This window comes from Luteimonas sp. Soil_N_1 (genome assembly GCF_057656255.1).
In genome coordinates this window covers 524,448-538,323 of sequence record NZ_JBDGKS010000001.1, presented here as the reverse complement: position 1 = coordinate 538,323, position 13,876 = coordinate 524,448, and the positions used below count along the sequence as shown (strand labels likewise).

The 13,876-nt window shown below is 69.0% G+C and carries 12 protein-coding genes and 1 pseudogene; 7 read left to right on the top strand and 6 right to left on the bottom strand.

Annotation, left to right across the window (positions count from 1 at the left end; genetic code table 11):
• Positions 1 to 6: 6 nt before the first annotated feature.
• From AC3A4E_RS02535 to AC3A4E_RS02520, 4 genes and pseudogenes are all read left to right on the top strand, one after another.
• A complete protein-coding gene (locus AC3A4E_RS02535; RefSeq protein ID WP_487630001.1) occupies positions 7 to 1,959 on the top strand; it encodes a S8 family serine peptidase in 1,953 nt (650 codons plus the stop codon).
• Between the two features lie 365 nt (positions 1,960 to 2,324).
• A pseudogene (locus AC3A4E_RS02530) lies at positions 2,325 to 3,532 on the top strand (amidohydrolase).
• Between the two features lie 166 nt (positions 3,533 to 3,698).
• On the top strand, positions 3,699 to 4,715 hold the full coding sequence (locus AC3A4E_RS02525; protein ID WP_232136347.1) for a 3-oxoacyl-ACP synthase III: 1,017 nt from the start codon (positions 3,699 to 3,701) through the stop codon (positions 4,713 to 4,715).
• Positions 4,716 to 4,758: 43 nt separating this feature from the next.
• On the top strand, positions 4,759 to 5,010 hold the full coding sequence (locus tag AC3A4E_RS02520) for a hypothetical protein (RefSeq protein WP_487630000.1): 252 nt from the start codon (positions 4,759 to 4,761) through the stop codon (positions 5,008 to 5,010).
• A gap of 67 nt (positions 5,011 to 5,077) precedes the next feature.
• Here the strand turns inward: AC3A4E_RS02520 and AC3A4E_RS02515 are convergent, their stop codons facing one another.
• Both AC3A4E_RS02515 and AC3A4E_RS02510 read right to left on the bottom strand, forming a co-directional pair.
• Entirely contained in the window at positions 5,078 to 6,799 is a 1,722-nt protein-coding gene (locus tag AC3A4E_RS02515) for a GAF domain-containing protein (protein ID WP_487629999.1), read from the bottom strand.
• Positions 6,796 to 7,383, bottom strand: coding sequence for a biliverdin-producing heme oxygenase (locus AC3A4E_RS02510; protein WP_487629998.1), 588 nt, complete (start codon positions 7,381 to 7,383; stop codon positions 6,796 to 6,798). The genes AC3A4E_RS02515 and AC3A4E_RS02510 overlap by 4 nt, the downstream gene beginning before the upstream one ends.
• Before the next feature lie 222 nt (positions 7,384 to 7,605).
• On the opposite strand from AC3A4E_RS02510, the gene AC3A4E_RS02505 reads away from it, so the two are divergent.
• Complete coding sequence (locus AC3A4E_RS02505) at positions 7,606 to 8,454, top strand: alpha/beta fold hydrolase (RefSeq protein ID WP_487631996.1); 849 nt, start codon at positions 7,606 to 7,608, stop codon at positions 8,452 to 8,454.
• Between the two features lie 82 nt (positions 8,455 to 8,536).
• On the opposite strand, the gene AC3A4E_RS02500 is transcribed toward AC3A4E_RS02505, so the two are convergent.
• Together AC3A4E_RS02500 and AC3A4E_RS02495 are read right to left on the bottom strand one after the other, a co-directional pair.
• Positions 8,537 to 8,971, bottom strand: a complete 435-nt coding sequence (locus AC3A4E_RS02500) for a YkgJ family cysteine cluster protein (RefSeq protein ID WP_487629997.1) — start codon at positions 8,969 to 8,971, stop codon at positions 8,537 to 8,539.
• 137 nt (positions 8,972 to 9,108) lie between these two features.
• Positions 9,109 to 9,579, bottom strand: coding sequence for a YiiD C-terminal domain-containing protein (locus tag AC3A4E_RS02495; protein WP_232136357.1), 471 nt, complete (start codon positions 9,577 to 9,579; stop codon positions 9,109 to 9,111).
• A gap of 67 nt (positions 9,580 to 9,646) precedes the next feature.
• On the opposite strand from AC3A4E_RS02495, the gene AC3A4E_RS02490 reads away from it, so the two are divergent.
• Positions 9,647 to 10,423, top strand: coding sequence for a uroporphyrinogen-III synthase (locus tag AC3A4E_RS02490; RefSeq protein WP_487629996.1), 777 nt, complete (start codon positions 9,647 to 9,649; stop codon positions 10,421 to 10,423).
• A gap of 85 nt (positions 10,424 to 10,508) precedes the next feature.
• Positions 10,509 to 11,795: a heme biosynthesis HemY N-terminal domain-containing protein gene (locus tag AC3A4E_RS02485; protein WP_487629995.1), complete on the top strand. Its 1,287-nt coding sequence runs from the start codon at positions 10,509 to 10,511 to the stop codon at positions 11,793 to 11,795.
• Positions 11,796 to 11,919: 124 nt separating this feature from the next.
• On the opposite strand, the gene AC3A4E_RS02480 is transcribed toward AC3A4E_RS02485, so the two are convergent.
• On the bottom strand, positions 11,920 to 12,492 hold the full coding sequence (locus AC3A4E_RS02480) for a hypothetical protein (protein WP_487629994.1): 573 nt from the start codon (positions 12,490 to 12,492) through the stop codon (positions 11,920 to 11,922).
• Between the two features lie 38 nt (positions 12,493 to 12,530).
• Entirely contained in the window at positions 12,531 to 13,808 is a 1,278-nt protein-coding gene (locus AC3A4E_RS02475; protein ID WP_487629993.1) for an acetyl-CoA C-acetyltransferase, read from the bottom strand.
• Positions 13,809 to 13,876: the final 68 nt, after the last annotated feature.

The following is a 13,876-nucleotide window of genomic DNA, read 5'->3' as shown; positions in this document are numbered from 1 at the left end:
GCATCCATGTCCCTGTCTTCCCGTGTTCTCCATCGTGGCCTGCTGGCCGCCGCGCTCGGCGCCGTCGTGGCCCCCGCTCTGGCCGCGTCGCCGACCGCGCCGCTGTCGATCATGTCCACCGCCGATCCCGAATCACCGCGCGTCGCCTATGACGGCCTGCTGGTGACCTACAAGGCCGGCACCGCCGAACGCCGCAATGCGACCACCGGCGCGGCGACGATGCAACGCATCCTGCGTGCACCGGCCACGACGTCGCAGTTCAACGCCACGCACCGCGCCGCGGCGCCGGCGCTCGCATCGACGCGTCGTCTGGCGATCGGCGCCGATCTGGTGCGTCCGAACCGCCGCCTGTCCGATGGCGAACTCGACACGCTGATGCGCACGCTCGCTGCCGATCCGTCGGTTGCGCACGTCGAACCCAACCGCTACTGGCAGCGTCTGCGCACCGTGCCCGCGGCGACGGCGGCAACCCCGAACGACCCCGGCTTCAACGTGCAGTGGCACTTCCGTGCACCCGACGGCACGCTCGAAACGCTGGCGCCGGATCCGGGCTACGCGAACCGCGGCGGCATCGACATCCTCAACGCCTGGCAGTACGGCCGCGGCGCGGGCGTGGTGGTCGCGGTGCTCGACACCGGCATCCTGGCCCACCCCGATCTCGACACCTCGCTGGCCGATGCCGGCTACGACTTCATCAGCAACGCACTGAACTCCGGCCGCGCGACCGATGGCCGTGCGCCCGGCGGCTGGGACACCGGTGACTGGAATACCGAAGACCGCTTCCTCGCCGAGAACGGCGGCTGCGTCTTCCCCGGCGAGCAGACCAACAGCAGCTGGCACGGCAGTCATGTCGCCGGCACGATCGCGCAGATCACCGGCAACGGTGTCGGCATGGCCGGCGTCGCACCCGACGCAAAGGTGTTGCCCGTGCGCGTGCTCGGCCATTGCGGCGGCACCACGGCCGACATCGCCGATGCGATCGTCTGGGCCTCGGGCGGCAGCGTGCCGGGCGTGCCGGCCAACCAGAACCCGGCCGAGATCATCAACATGAGCCTCGGCGGTTTCGGCGTCTGCGAAGCCGACAGCGCCTACGGCCAGGCGATCGCCTCGGCCCGCCAGCGCGGCACGACCGTCATCGTCGCGGCCGGCAACAGCAACAGCGATGCCTCGTCGTTCACGCCGGCCAGCTGCCCGGGCGTCATCAACGTGGCCGCGACCGGCATTTCCGGTGCACGCGCGGTGTACTCGAACTTCGGCGCCAACATCGCGCTGTCGGCGCCGGGTGGCGGCGTGTATCCGAACGACGCCACCAGCGGTCCGACGGCACGCACCGGTTTCGTGTGGTCGGCCGGCAACCGCGGACTGACCACGCCGGGCGAGTCGGCCTACGTCGGCCAGGCCGGCACCTCGATGGCGGCCCCGCACGTGGCCGGTGTCGCGGCGCTGGTGATCAGCGCGGCGATGCAGGCCGGGCGTCCGGTGCCGACACCGCAGGAAATGCGCGAGATCCTGACCCAGACCTCGCGCGACTTCCCGGTGCGTCCGCTGCGCCAGATCGGCGTGGGCATTCTCGATGCCGCCAAGGCCGCCGCGCGCGGTGCCGGCAATGCAGCCGGTGGTGATGAGCCGACCGCGGTCCGCATGGCGAAGACCGTGCCGGTCAACGGCATCTCGGCGGCCGCGGGCGCCGGCACGCTGTATCGCATCGACGTGCCGGCCGGTGCGCGCAACCTGCAGATCCGCACCTATGGCGGTCGTGGCCAGGCGAAGCTGCTGGTGCGCGTCGGTCGTTCGCCGGCGCTCGATGGCAGCAACGCCGCGCTGACCTCTTCGCGCCCGGGCACCACGCAGAGCGTGCAGGTGACGATTCCGCTCAACGACAGCTACTTCGTGCGCGTCGTCGGCGGCACCGGGGGCTATCAGGGCGTCAGCGTCATCGCGACCTACTCGGGCCAGTAAGCCCATCGCGGCACGCGCGGCGGCGAGTCCGTCGCGCGTGTCTGCATCGCCACTCGCCTGCGGCATCCGTGTCGCAGGCGATGGTGTCTCGGCAATCGTCAGATGTCGCAGGGCGCACGCCGCAATCGGCGCACAGCGCAAGGCGCTTCGCTTGCCAGGACCGGCCGTTCTGGCAAGCGAAGCAACGCTGTGCTGTGTGTCGAGGGCAAGTGCGGACCGGCATCTGACGGTTGTCGCGACACTATGATGTCGGGCCTCCCTTCTGGACCGCCCCCATGCGCATCCAATTCCATTCGCTGCCGCTCGGCCTCGCACTCGCGCTGGCCTGCGCCGCTCCGGCTGCGGCGGCCGCGCCCGACGCGGCACTGACGCAGAAGCTCGTCGACTGGCGTCGCGATCTGCACCAGCACCCCGAACTCGGCAACCAGGAAACGCGCACCGCCGACGTGGTGGCGAAGCATCTGCGCAGCCTCGGTCTGGAGTCGCGCACCGGCATCGGCCCGACCGGTGTCGTCGCCGTGCTCAAGGGTGGCAGGCCCGGCCCGCGCATCGCGCTGCGCGCGGACATGGACGCGTTGCCCGTCACCGAACAGACGGGCCTGCCCTTCGCCTCGACCGCGCGTGCGACCTATCGCGGGCAGGAGGTCGGCGTAATGCACGCCTGCGGCCACGACATGCACGTCGCGATCCTGATGGGCGTGGCGGAAGCGCTGGCCGGCATGCGCGAACAGCTCGCCGGCGAAGTGGTCTTCATCTTCCAGCCGGCCGAGGAAGGTCCGCCGGAGCCCGGCGAGGTCTTCGGTGCCAAGCGCATGCTCGACGAGGGCGTGTTCGACGATGGGAAGCCGGACGCGATCCTCGCCTGCACGTGTGGGCGGGCCTGCAGACCGGACAGATCGGCTTCCGCAGCGGGCCGTCGCTGGCCAGCGCCGACGAGTGGTCGCTGACGATCACCGGCAAGCAGACGCACGGCTCGCGGCCGTGGGACGGCGTCGATCCGATCACGGTCGGCGCGCAGGTACTGCTGGCGACGCAGAGCATGCTCGCGCGGCAGATCAATACGGTGAATGCACCGGTCGTGCTGACCGCCGGCCAGTTCCAGAGCGGCGTGCGCTTCAACATCATTCCCGACGACGCGCGTCTGGTCGGCACGCTGCGCACCTACGACGACGCCGTGCGCGCGGATGTCATCACGCGCTTCGACCGCATCGCCACCGATTACGCGCATGCCGCCGGTGCGACCGCCAAGCTCGATGTCGTCAACAACGCACCGGCCACGGTCAACGATCCCGAACTCGCGCGCCGCGTGCTGCCGTCGCTGCAGGCCGCGGTAGGCGCCGACAACGTCGTCGAGATGCCGCTGGTGACGGTGGCCGAGGATTTCTCGCAGTTCGCCAACGTCGTGCCCGGCGCGTATTTCTTCGTCGGCACCACGCCCGCGGGCCAGGATCCGGCGACGATGCCGATCAACCACTCGCCGCATTACGCGCCCGATGAGGCCGCGCTGGCGGTCGGCGTGCGCGCGATGCTGCGCACGACACTGGATCTGCTGGGCGCTGCACCGGAAGGCTGAGCGGACGCCCGCTCCGGTTCCACGCAGGCGCCGCAGATGCGTGGGACCGGTACGAAACCCGTCGCGCCGCGCCGTGCGCCGGGTTTTGCGTGATCCCCCCGTCATGCGTCACCCCGCCGAAGCGGGTAACCTATGCGGCTCCTTTGCCAGATCCGGCGGCCAGCCCATGCTCTTCAAGAACGTCGCCATCGCCGGCCTCGCCCATGTCGATGCGCCGAACCGCGTGACCAGCGACGACATCAATGCAAGGCTGAAGCCGACCATCGACCGCCTCGGCATCAAGACCGACGTGCTCAAGGACATCGCAGGCATCCACGCCCGTCGCCTGTGGGACGACGAGGTCCAGGCCTCGGACGCCGCGACGATGGCCGGCCGCAAGGCGCTGGACGACGCCGGCATCGACGTCGGCAAGCTGGGCCTGCTGGTCAACACCTCGGTGAGCCGTGATTACCTCGAGCCGTCCACCGCCAGCATCGTCGGCGGCAACCTCGGGATTCCGGACACCTGCCAGAACTACGATCTGGCCAATGCCTGCCTCGCGTTCGTCAACGGCATGGATGTCGCCAGCCGCATGATCGAGCTGGGCGAGATCGACTACGCGCTGATCGTCGACGGCGAGACCGCGAACCTCGCCTACGAGAAGACCATCGAGCGTCTGCTGCGCCCGGAGACGACCGAAGAGGATTTCCGCAACGAGCTGGCCACGCTGACCCTGGGCTGCGGCTCGGCGGCGATGGTGCTCGCACGCGCCGACCTGTTGCCCGACGCGCCGCGCTACAAGGGCGGCGTCACGCGCTCGGCGACCGAGTGGAACACCCTGTGCCGCGGCAACCTCGACCGCATGGTCACCGATACCCGCATGTTGCTGATGGAAGGCATGAAGCTCGCGCAGAAGACCTTCGTCGCCGCGCGCGAGGCGATGGGCTGGGTGGTCGACGAGCTCGACCAGTTCGTGATCCACCAGGTCAGCAAGGTGCACACCGGCGCCTTCATCCAGTCCTTCGGCATCGATCCGAGCAAGGTCCACACGATCTTCGGCGAGCACGGCAACATCGGCCCGGCCTCGGTGCCGATCGTGCTGAGCAAGCTCAAGGAACTGGGCCGTCTGAAGAAGGGCGACCGCATCGCGCTGCTGGGTATCGGTTCGGGCCTGAACTGCACGATGGCCGAGGTCGAGTGGTAAGCGCCACGCTCCGCTGATCCACCGCTCATCGCAAGGACGCCCGATGCCGCACCGACTTCCCGATCACCTGCAGCTGGCGCTGGCCGCGATTCCAGCCTTCGCCGACGACGGCCGCCTGTCGCTGGACGAGCTCGACCATCTGCTGGGTCTCGCCCTGCGCGACCAGGTGATCGACGCCGAAGAACGGCGCGTGCTCGGCAACATCCTCGACCGCGCGGAACGCGACGGCGTGGATGCGGACGTGCAGGCACGCATCAGCCAGGTGCGCAGTACGCACGGCCTGCCTGTCGGCTGAGCCTGCACCGTGACCTGCGAAAAAGGCGCCCGAGGGCGCCTTTTTCATGTGCCGGCGACAGTGACGCTCAGTTCGCGCTGACCGCCGTCGTCGTGCCGATCAAGGACTGCAGCTCGTTCTCGAGCTTGTTGATCCGGTCCGACAGCTGTGACGCTTCCTGCGGGCTGACGTGCACCAGGCCGTCGAGCAGTTCAGAGAGCTGCAGCAGGCGCGTCTGCTGCTCGCGGACATTCAGACGCACGCGATGTGCATGGATGTCGCCGAGCTCGGCATGCCGCGCGCCGCGACGGTAGCGCTCGCGCAGCATCATGTGCAGGCGGCCGGCGACACGGCGATCACCATCGCTCCACGGCGCGCTGCAGCCACGCACGGTTTCGTGCCACGCGGCAAAGCTCGCACGCGGGCCGATCTTGCCGCCGTCGTGATCGACCAGAAACGGCTCGTCCGGGCTGCCTGCCCAGCGCACCTCTTCCACCTGCTCGCAGCGGAAGAAGAAGAGCCACTCGTCGCGAGTGAGATCCAGCGGCAACGCCAGCACGCCGGCAAGACCGTCGGCCTCGTCGCGCCCATCGCTCCAGTCCGCAGCGCGTTCGGTGCTGACCGCGCCGGTACCGGTGTTGCTGCGGCGCAGCCAGTCCAGCAGACCGGGCAGACGCGCTTCGTCAGGCGCACGGCCCGCGCTGTACCAGTGCCCCGCCTGCACCAGGCCGACGCCGTCGCTGCTGATCGCGCGGTTGAGCAGATCGAGTTCGCCCTGCAACGCAAGCCGCGGATCGGCGGCATTGTCGAGACGGAGTGCCAGCGTGTCGCGCACGCTGCGTGCGCTGTCCTCCAGCGATACCGCGTCCTGCTGCTCACGCGAGGCGACACGCATCGACACGAACAGTCCGAACAGATCCGCTGCGGCGCGCACGCCAGGCGGCACGCGGCGCGGCACGCGGTGGTGACAGGCGATCAGGCCCCACAGGCGGCCACCGGCGACGATCGAGATCGACATCGACGCGGCAACGCCCATGTTGGCGAGATATTCCAGATGCACCGGCGACACGCTGCGCAGCGACATCTGTGCCAGGTCGAGCGCGCCGCCATGAGCGTCGCGGTCCGGCAGGATCGGCACGGGGGTATAGGTCGCGTCCGGAATCACACGGATGCGGTTACGCAGATACAGCGTGCGCGCCTGCACCGGGATGTCGGACTGCGGATAACGCAGACCCAGATACGACGGCAGCGCGGAATCACGCGATTCGGCGACCACTTCGCCGGCATCGTCGTGACGGAAGCGGTAGACCATGACGCGGTCGTAGCCGGTCAGCAGCCGCACCTGTTCGGCGACGCGCTGGTTGAAGTCGTGGATGTCGTCGCTGCCGGCGACACGCGCGATCATCGTCTGCGCGACCACGGTCGGCGAACGCTCGCCGGTGCTGCGCGGCTGCGGCTCGATCTCGATGTGCACGAGACCATCGGCCACGTGCACGCTGATGTCGCACAGGTTCGCCAGCGGGCCGATGTTGCCCACCGCCGCACGCTGCGGCGGCGCGCCGGGTTCACCGAAACCGATCGTCTCGGCAACCGCCTGGATCAGGTCGTCGGTCAGGAACTCGCGCAGCGTGTGCCGCAGCATTTCCTCGGGTGTCGCGCCGATCAGCGTTTCGATGTTTGCGGAGACGTGACGGATCGTCCAGTCCGGCAACTGGCAGCTGATCAGATAGCCATGCGGCTGGATTGCGCCCGACAGATGGATCGGTTCGTTGGCGCATTCCTGGAGTGCGCGTTCAAGCGCTGGGTTCATAGAGCTGGCTCCTCTCGGGGGGCGGGCACCGCGTCGAAACTGCGCTGGAAACACGAGTGGACCAGCAGGAAGGCATCGCGCGCGCCCTGCAACAGATGCGTGCGCGGCAGATCGGCACACGCCGAGCGTGCGGTCAGACGATCGAGCACGTTGCGCCATTCGGTGCCGCCCGCGTGGCGCGCCAGGAACCGCGCACCGGTCTGTTCCGTGTGGCCCTGTGCCTGCACGCCGCGCAGCAGATGACGCGCGCCCAGACTGCTGCCGGCCATCACGTATTCCCAACCCAGCCGCTCGTCCGCGTCACTGACAAAACTGCGTACGCCGACAGGTGGCAATGGCGCCAGCGACAGGTCGTTGAGATCAACGGCCAACCAGTAGGACGCACGGGGCACCGCCCCGATCACCGTTTCGAAATCCGCAGCGAAGCGATGCATGCCCACCAGATAGCGCGCATACGCGTCCGGCGTGCCCAGACCATCGGCGAAATGTGCATCGACACGCGCATGCAGATCCGAGGTCCCGGCACGCAAGACATGACGCAGATCTTCGTGACCTGTATCGAGCTTGCGTACTGTCGTATTCATATTTCCAGCATACGCCGATGCGGCGGCCGACTCCGTCTCCCAACGCACTTAGTGCATCGAAGCTTCAGCGCGGTGAAGACGGTGTTGGCGACCATTTTCGGACCCTGGGCATCCGCCGTCTACAATGCAACGTATTCATCGCAGCCCCTGGTCTTTGCAGCCGTGCAGCTCCCCGATTACCCGTTCGAAGGCCACCGTTTCGAAGCCCGCCCCGGCGTACAGATGCATTATCTCGACGAGGGCCCGCGCGACGGCGAGATCGTGCTGATGCTGCACGGCAATCCGTCATGGAGTTACTACTGGCGCCATCTCGTGCTGGGTCTGCGTGACCGCTACCGCTGCATCGTGCCGGACCATATCGGCATGGGCTGGTCGGACAAGCCCGACGATGCGCCCAATGCGCTGCCGCGCTACGACTACACCCTGTCCTCTCGCGTCGAGGACATCGGCGCCCTGCTCGCGCACCTCGGCATCGACGTCGACGGCCCGGTGACGCTGGCGGTGCACGACTGGGGCGGCATGATCGGCTTCGGCTGGGCGCTGGAACACATGCCGCAGGTCAAGCGCCTGGTGATCACCAACACTGCGGCGTTCCCGCTGCCCACGGAGAAGCCGATGCCGTGGCAGATCGCGCTCGGCCGCGACTACACCGTCGGCGAGTGGATCATCCGCGGCTTCAATGCGTTCTCCGCCGGTGCATCGCGGCAGGGCGTGGAGACGCGCATGCCGGAAGACGTGCGCCTCGCCTACGTCGCGCCTTACGACAGCTGGGCCAACCGCATCAGCACCGTGCGCTTCATGCAGGACATCCCGCTCGGCGCGAAGGACCGCGCGTGGCCGCTGCTGGAGGCCGCCGGCAAGCGTCTGCCCGAATACGCCGACCGTCCCGCCTTCATCGGCTGGGGCCTCAAGGACTTCGTATTCGACCACCACTTCCTTGCCGGTTTCCGCGCGGCCCTGCCGCAGGCCGAAGTGATGGCGTTCGACGATGCCGGCCACTACGTGCTCGAAGACAAGCACGCGGTGCTGGTGCCGGCAATCCGCACGTTCCTGGACACGAATCCGGTCTGAGACCCGGATGCACGCGATGCGTGCAGGTGTGCTGGACGGGCCACCGGATGCCGTACACCCGGAATCCGGACCGCTGCTGCATTCAGGCGATCGGCGCCGCACCTGCGTGCGCGATCGACGCACCAGCGAAAGACGTCGCCGACACGCCCGCATCGACCAGCACCATCTCGATCGCTGGCATCCAGTCCGCCGCGCTGAGCACCGGCAGGCCATGCGCGACGCGCGCACGGTCACATTGTGGACTCGCCGCACCGGATTCCCACGACGCCTGCACGTCACGACAGGCCTGCGGCCGGACCGCATGGATCGTGCACCGCGAGAACGTGCCGATCTCGGCATCGAGCGCCACGCAGCGCGGCTGCGATTCCCAGGTGCCGCGCATCACGACCTGATGCGGGCCGAACACCTCGGTGAGCGCATGCGGCACGACGCCGCCGGACGCATCCGTCTCCATCCAGTGCATGGACACCCGGTACTGGCTGCAGCAGGCCCCACAGGTCATACACGGATGGCGCATGGGACGACCCCGGGGATCGCAGGCACAGGAGAGGAGCGCGGATTCTTGGCAACGGCGATGCCGCGCGCAAGTGCCACGGTGCGCGCCTTCAGCAATCCGGCCGCGTCACGTCGCGCGTGCCGCAGCGGACGCCCGCCTCAGGCGTTGGCCGTCGGCCGCCGGATCGCCACGTAGCGCGCCTGCATCTCGGTCGCCGTGCTGCCATCCGGCAGTGCGATGCGCGCGGTGAGCGCCACGCGTGCGCGTCCACGTTCGCGCAGCGTGCGCGCGAACGTCGACCAGTCGCCAGCCTCGTCGAGCGTGGCTTCGGCTTCGAGATCGCCGAGCAGCGGCGCGCGGTAGCGGACCGTCGAATCGGCCACGTAGACCTCGGCATCGAGACCGGCCTGTTCCACGCGCAACGTCACCAGGCCCCAGGCCGCGAGCGTCATCACCGACACCAGACTGCCGCCGAACGCGGAGCCCTTGTCGTTGACGTGCGAGGACAGCGGCGCGTGCAGGCGTAGGGAATCGCCGTCGTAACCGGCGACGGACACGTCCATCGCCGCGACAGGCGGCATCGAACCGTAATAAGCCTCGAGGGCGCGGAGCGAATCGTCGAGCGTCATGCGGAATCCTGTGGGGGCGGGGATCGTCCGGCTTGCGCCGCAACACCGCAGCCACCAAGCTTGCCGCATGCATGCCGCGCCGGCTTTCCCGCAACTGGCGGGATATTACGTCATCTCGCTACGGCCGGCCGGTGCACATTCAGGCCTGCGCCGCGAGGCTGCACGCCTCGGCGCACGCACCTTCGCGCTGTCGCCCTGGCGCATCGTCCATCCCGATGACGCCGATACCCGCGACACCTTGCAGCACGCACTCGCGGCCGACGTCGTGGTCTTCACCAGCCCGCCGGCGGTCGCCGCCGCAGCCGCACTCCAGACCCTCGTCGCGCGTGACGCGCAATCGTGGCTGGCAGTCGGCGCCGGCACTGCAACTGCACTCGAACGTGCCGGCATCGTCGGCGTTCGTGCGCCCGCACGCATGGACAGCGAAGGTCTGCTGGCGTTGCCCGAACTGTCGGACATCCGGGGTCGCGGCGTCGGGCTGGTCACGGCGCCGGGCGGACGAGGCGTGATCGCACAGACGTTGCGCGACGCCGGCGCCCGTCTGCACCGCGCCGACGTCTACGCCCGCCTGCCGACACCGCCGTCGCCAGCGCGCATCGCCCGGCTGATGGAGCTGCCGGCGCCGTGGATCCTGCCGCTGAGCAGCGGCGAGGCGCTGGACCGCACCCTGCAGGCACTCCCACCGCAGGCACGCGCGCGCCTGCGCGAAGCCTGGGTAGTCGCCGCCAGCGCGCGGCTTGTCGCGCACGCCCAAGCCTCGGGGTTCGCCCGGGTGGTGCAGGCAGCCGATGCCCGCCCCGCCTCGCTGCTTGCCGCCGCCCGACCGGAATCGACATCCGGCTGAATGGACGCGCGGACCCGCGACGGCTCCGTCACAGCAGCCTCTGGCACCGTATCCTCCGCTCCGCATCCAACACCCGGAATCCGCCATGTCCCTGCTCCGTGCCCTGCTGGTCTGGATCGTCATCGCGCTTGTCGGCGCACTGGCGGCACAGTTGCTGTTGTCGGGCGATCCCGGCCAAGTCCATGTGGTGCTGGCCCGGGCCGGCATCGATCACACGACCACCGTGGTCAATGCGATCGTGATGCTGCTCGGCGCGATGGTCGTGTTCTGGCTGCTCGTCACCCTGCTCACGCTGCCGTTCCGCAGCTGGAGCCGCTATCGCGAGACCAAAGCGCAGAGCCGTGTCGGCGAGGGACTCGATGCGCTGCACCAGGGTCATTACGCCCGCGCCGAGAAGCTGCTGGCCCAGTCGGCCGACGACAATCCGCATTACGAGCCAGCCGCGCGCATCGCCGCGACGCAGGCCGCGATCGGGCGTGGCGATCCATCCGCCGCCCGTGCGCACCTCGACCGTTTCGGCGACCGTCATCCGTCGACCCGCGCCATCGCGCTGGCCGAACTGGCCTTGCTCGACGAACGCCCGATCGATGCCCTGGCTGCGCTCGAAGCCCCCGCCGCGCAGCCGCTGCCGCCGCGCGGTCTGGCGTTGCGCGCCGATGCCTGGGCGATGACCGGTCACGCCGCCGAAGCCTATGGACTGCTCGGCGCGCTGCGCCGTCAGAACGCCCTGCCCGAGGCGCAGCTGGAACTGCGCGAGGTGCGCTGGGGCGCGGCATCGCTGCACGAGGCCAGCGACGGCAACGTGCTTGCCGAGCGCTGGGAAGCGCTGCCCAAGTCGATCCGTACCGAGGCACCGGTCGTGCTGGCCTACGCCGACCGCGCGGTCGCCCTCGGCTGGCACGACGCGGCGCTCAAGAGTCTGGAAACCGCCCTCGATGCGCGCTGGGACGAGCGCGTCGCCGCGCGTTATGCCGCACTGGAAGTCGGTGATCCCGCACACCGCCAGTCCCGCTTGGAGCGCTGGCTCAATGCGCATCCGTCCAGCCCCGGCGTGATGCTGGGACTCGCGCGCCTGCATCACATGCAGCGCGACTGGCCGAATGCACGTGATTACCTGCAGCGCGCGGTCGACCAGGGCGCCGGCAGCGATGCATGGGTGCAGCTGGGCGACGGCTACGCCGCGGCCGGTGACGATCGCAATGCGCGACTGAGCTATGCGAACGCGATCCGCGCGTCTCGCAACGAGCCGGTCGTCGGACTGGCGCCCGATCCGGTCGTGCAGGACGACAGCCTCATCGAGCCGGACAGCCGTGACGCGCATGGCCTGCCCTACGTGCACGGCGATGCGCCGCCCCGTCACGATCGCTTCTGAGTGCTGACGCGGATCGTGCGGCGGGGTCCGAACCGCCGCACGGTCCCGCGAATCCGCCGGGACAGAATCACAAGCCGCCAGGCCTGCACCTTGAAAAGACGGGCACGCGCAGTGCCCGGATGCCTCAGCGCATCAGGCGATGCACCGCGATGGCGCCCTCGACCGCCTGGTCGAGCGTGAGAGTTTCGGCGCGACCCCGTGCATTACCGGCCACGGTGACCGTGACCGGGCCGACGATGACCTGCGGCCCGACCGGGCCCAGCGGCGCGTTGCCGTCGAGGAGGCCATCGGGAATCGCAATGAAGCCGCCGATCGCCGCGACCCGCGGATCGTCCACATACATGCCGGCGCGCTGCATGTCGTCGGCAGTCAGCGGCTCTCGATCGACGATCACGATCGCCCCGACCGCGGCGCCGTCATCCGCCGCGCGCCATGCGCAGCTGATCCCGTAGCTGTCCGGACCGTCCTGTCGCGTACCCGCGTCGTCGACCGGCACCAGACCGTCCACCAGGGCGCGGAGCGCAGGGGCGATGCGTGCGCAGTCGGGCAGTGCCTCAGGCGGCGGGGGTGCGGAGACCAGTTGCGGTCCCGGCGTCGTGACGGGCTGCGCGGCATCGTCGTTGCCGCAACCGGCAAGCGCGAACATCGCGGCGGCAAGCAGGCACAGTCGGCCCGGCGTGCGGAAAGCTGCTGGCATCGAATTCGTCCGGAATAAAGAAACGCTGCGCGCAAGGCTCAGCGTTCGAGGATCGCGACCACGCCCATGCCACCGGCCGTGCAGATCGAGATCAGCGCACGACCACCGCCGCGTTCCTTGAGCTGCTTGGCCGCGGTGGCGACAACGCGTGCGCCGGTCGCCGCGAACGGATGGCCGGCGGCCAGCGACGAGCCGACCGGGTTGAGCTTCGCCGGGTCGATGCGACCCAGCGGCGCGTCCAGACCCAGCCGCGTGCGGCAGTAGTCTTCGCTCTCCCACGCGCGCAGCGTGCACAGCACCTGCGCGGCGAACGCTTCGTGGATCTCGTAGATGTCGAAATCCTGCAGCGTCAGTCCATTGCGCGCGAGCATCTCGGCGACCGCAACGGTGGGCGCCATCAGCAGACCTTCGCCATGCACGAAGTCGACAGCCGACACGTGCGCATCGCGGATGTGGCAGAGCACTTCATGCCCGTTCGCGGCTGCCCACTCGTCGCTGCCCAGCAGACACGCGGAGGCGCCATCGGTGAGCGGCGTGGAATTGGCGGCAGTCAGCGTGCCGCGGCCGGACACCTTGTCGAATGCCGGCTTGAGCGTTGCCAGCTTCGCGATCGACGTATCGGGCCGCAGGATATTGTCGCGCGAGACACCGCGAAAACTGACCACCAGATCGTCGAAGAAACCGCGCTCGTAGGCGGCGGCCAGCTTGTGGTGCGAAGCGACCGCCAGCTCGTCCTGCGAGTCGCGCGAGATGTTCCACTGCTTGGCCATGTCCTCGCAGTGCTCGCCCATCGACTTGCCGGTGCGCGGTTCGGCGACACCCGGGAAATCCGGCTTGAGTTCACGCAGGCGGAAGCCCTTGAACGCCGCCAGCTTCGCCTGGGTGGTCCGGGCCGCGTTGGCGTCGAGCAGACGACGGCGCAGCGACTTGCCGTACACGATCGGCACGTCGGACGTGGTGTCCGAACCGCCGCCGATGCCCGACTCGATCTGGCCGGTCGCGATCTTGTTGCCGATCGTGATGATCGAATCGAGCGACGTGCCGCAGGCGCGCTGCAGCGTGATGCCCGGCGTCAGCGGCGACAGGCCCGAGGACAGCGCCGCCTCGCGGCCCAGATTCCAGTCGCTGGAATGCTTGATCACCGCGCCCATCGCGACCTCGCCGAGCTGGCGGCCATGCAGGCCGAACTTCTCGACCAGGGCCCCGAGGGTGCGCACCGACATCCCGAGATTTCCGACGTCCGCATAGGCGGTGTTCTGACGACAGAAGGGGATACGAACGCCGCCGAGCACGGCGACGGGACGACCTAGCAGCATCGGTATGACCTCGACAGGACCTGCGTGAGACTGTCCCTGACGCGGGACAGGCATAATGTGAACGAGTG

What these genes read in the sequence shown, in the direction of transcription:
- AC3A4E_RS02520 (WP_487630000.1), top strand. Translation starts at nt 4,759, where the DNA reads ATGCCGCACCGACTTCCCGATCACCTGCAGCTGGCGCTGGCCGCGATT.
- AC3A4E_RS02505 (WP_487631996.1), top strand. Translation starts at nt 7,606, where the DNA reads ATGCATTATCTCGACGAGGGCCCGCGCGACGGCGAGATCGTGCTGATG.
- AC3A4E_RS02535 (WP_487630001.1), top strand. Translation starts at nt 7, where the DNA reads ATGTCCCTGTCTTCCCGTGTTCTCCATCGTGGCCTGCTGGCCGCCGCG.
- AC3A4E_RS02525 (WP_232136347.1), top strand. Translation starts at nt 3,699, where the DNA reads ATGCTCTTCAAGAACGTCGCCATCGCCGGCCTCGCCCATGTCGATGCG.
- AC3A4E_RS02485 (WP_487629995.1), top strand. Translation starts at nt 10,509, where the DNA reads ATGTCCCTGCTCCGTGCCCTGCTGGTCTGGATCGTCATCGCGCTTGTC.
- AC3A4E_RS02480 (WP_487629994.1), bottom strand. Translation starts at nt 12,492, where the DNA reads ATGCCAGCAGCTTTCCGCACGCCGGGCCGACTGTGCCTGCTTGCCGCC.
- AC3A4E_RS02515 (WP_487629999.1), bottom strand. Translation starts at nt 6,799, where the DNA reads ATGAACCCAGCGCTTGAACGCGCACTCCAGGAATGCGCCAACGAACCG.
- AC3A4E_RS02500 (WP_487629997.1), bottom strand. Translation starts at nt 8,971, where the DNA reads ATGCGCCATCCGTGTATGACCTGTGGGGCCTGCTGCAGCCAGTACCGG.
- AC3A4E_RS02490 (WP_487629996.1), top strand. Translation starts at nt 9,647, where the DNA reads ATGCATGCCGCGCCGGCTTTCCCGCAACTGGCGGGATATTACGTCATC.
- AC3A4E_RS02510 (WP_487629998.1), bottom strand. Translation starts at nt 7,383, where the DNA reads ATGAATACGACAGTACGCAAGCTCGATACAGGTCACGAAGATCTGCGT.
- AC3A4E_RS02475 (WP_487629993.1), bottom strand. Translation starts at nt 13,808, where the DNA reads ATGCTGCTAGGTCGTCCCGTCGCCGTGCTCGGCGGCGTTCGTATCCCC.
- AC3A4E_RS02495 (WP_232136357.1), bottom strand. Translation starts at nt 9,579, where the DNA reads ATGACGCTCGACGATTCGCTCCGCGCCCTCGAGGCTTATTACGGTTCG.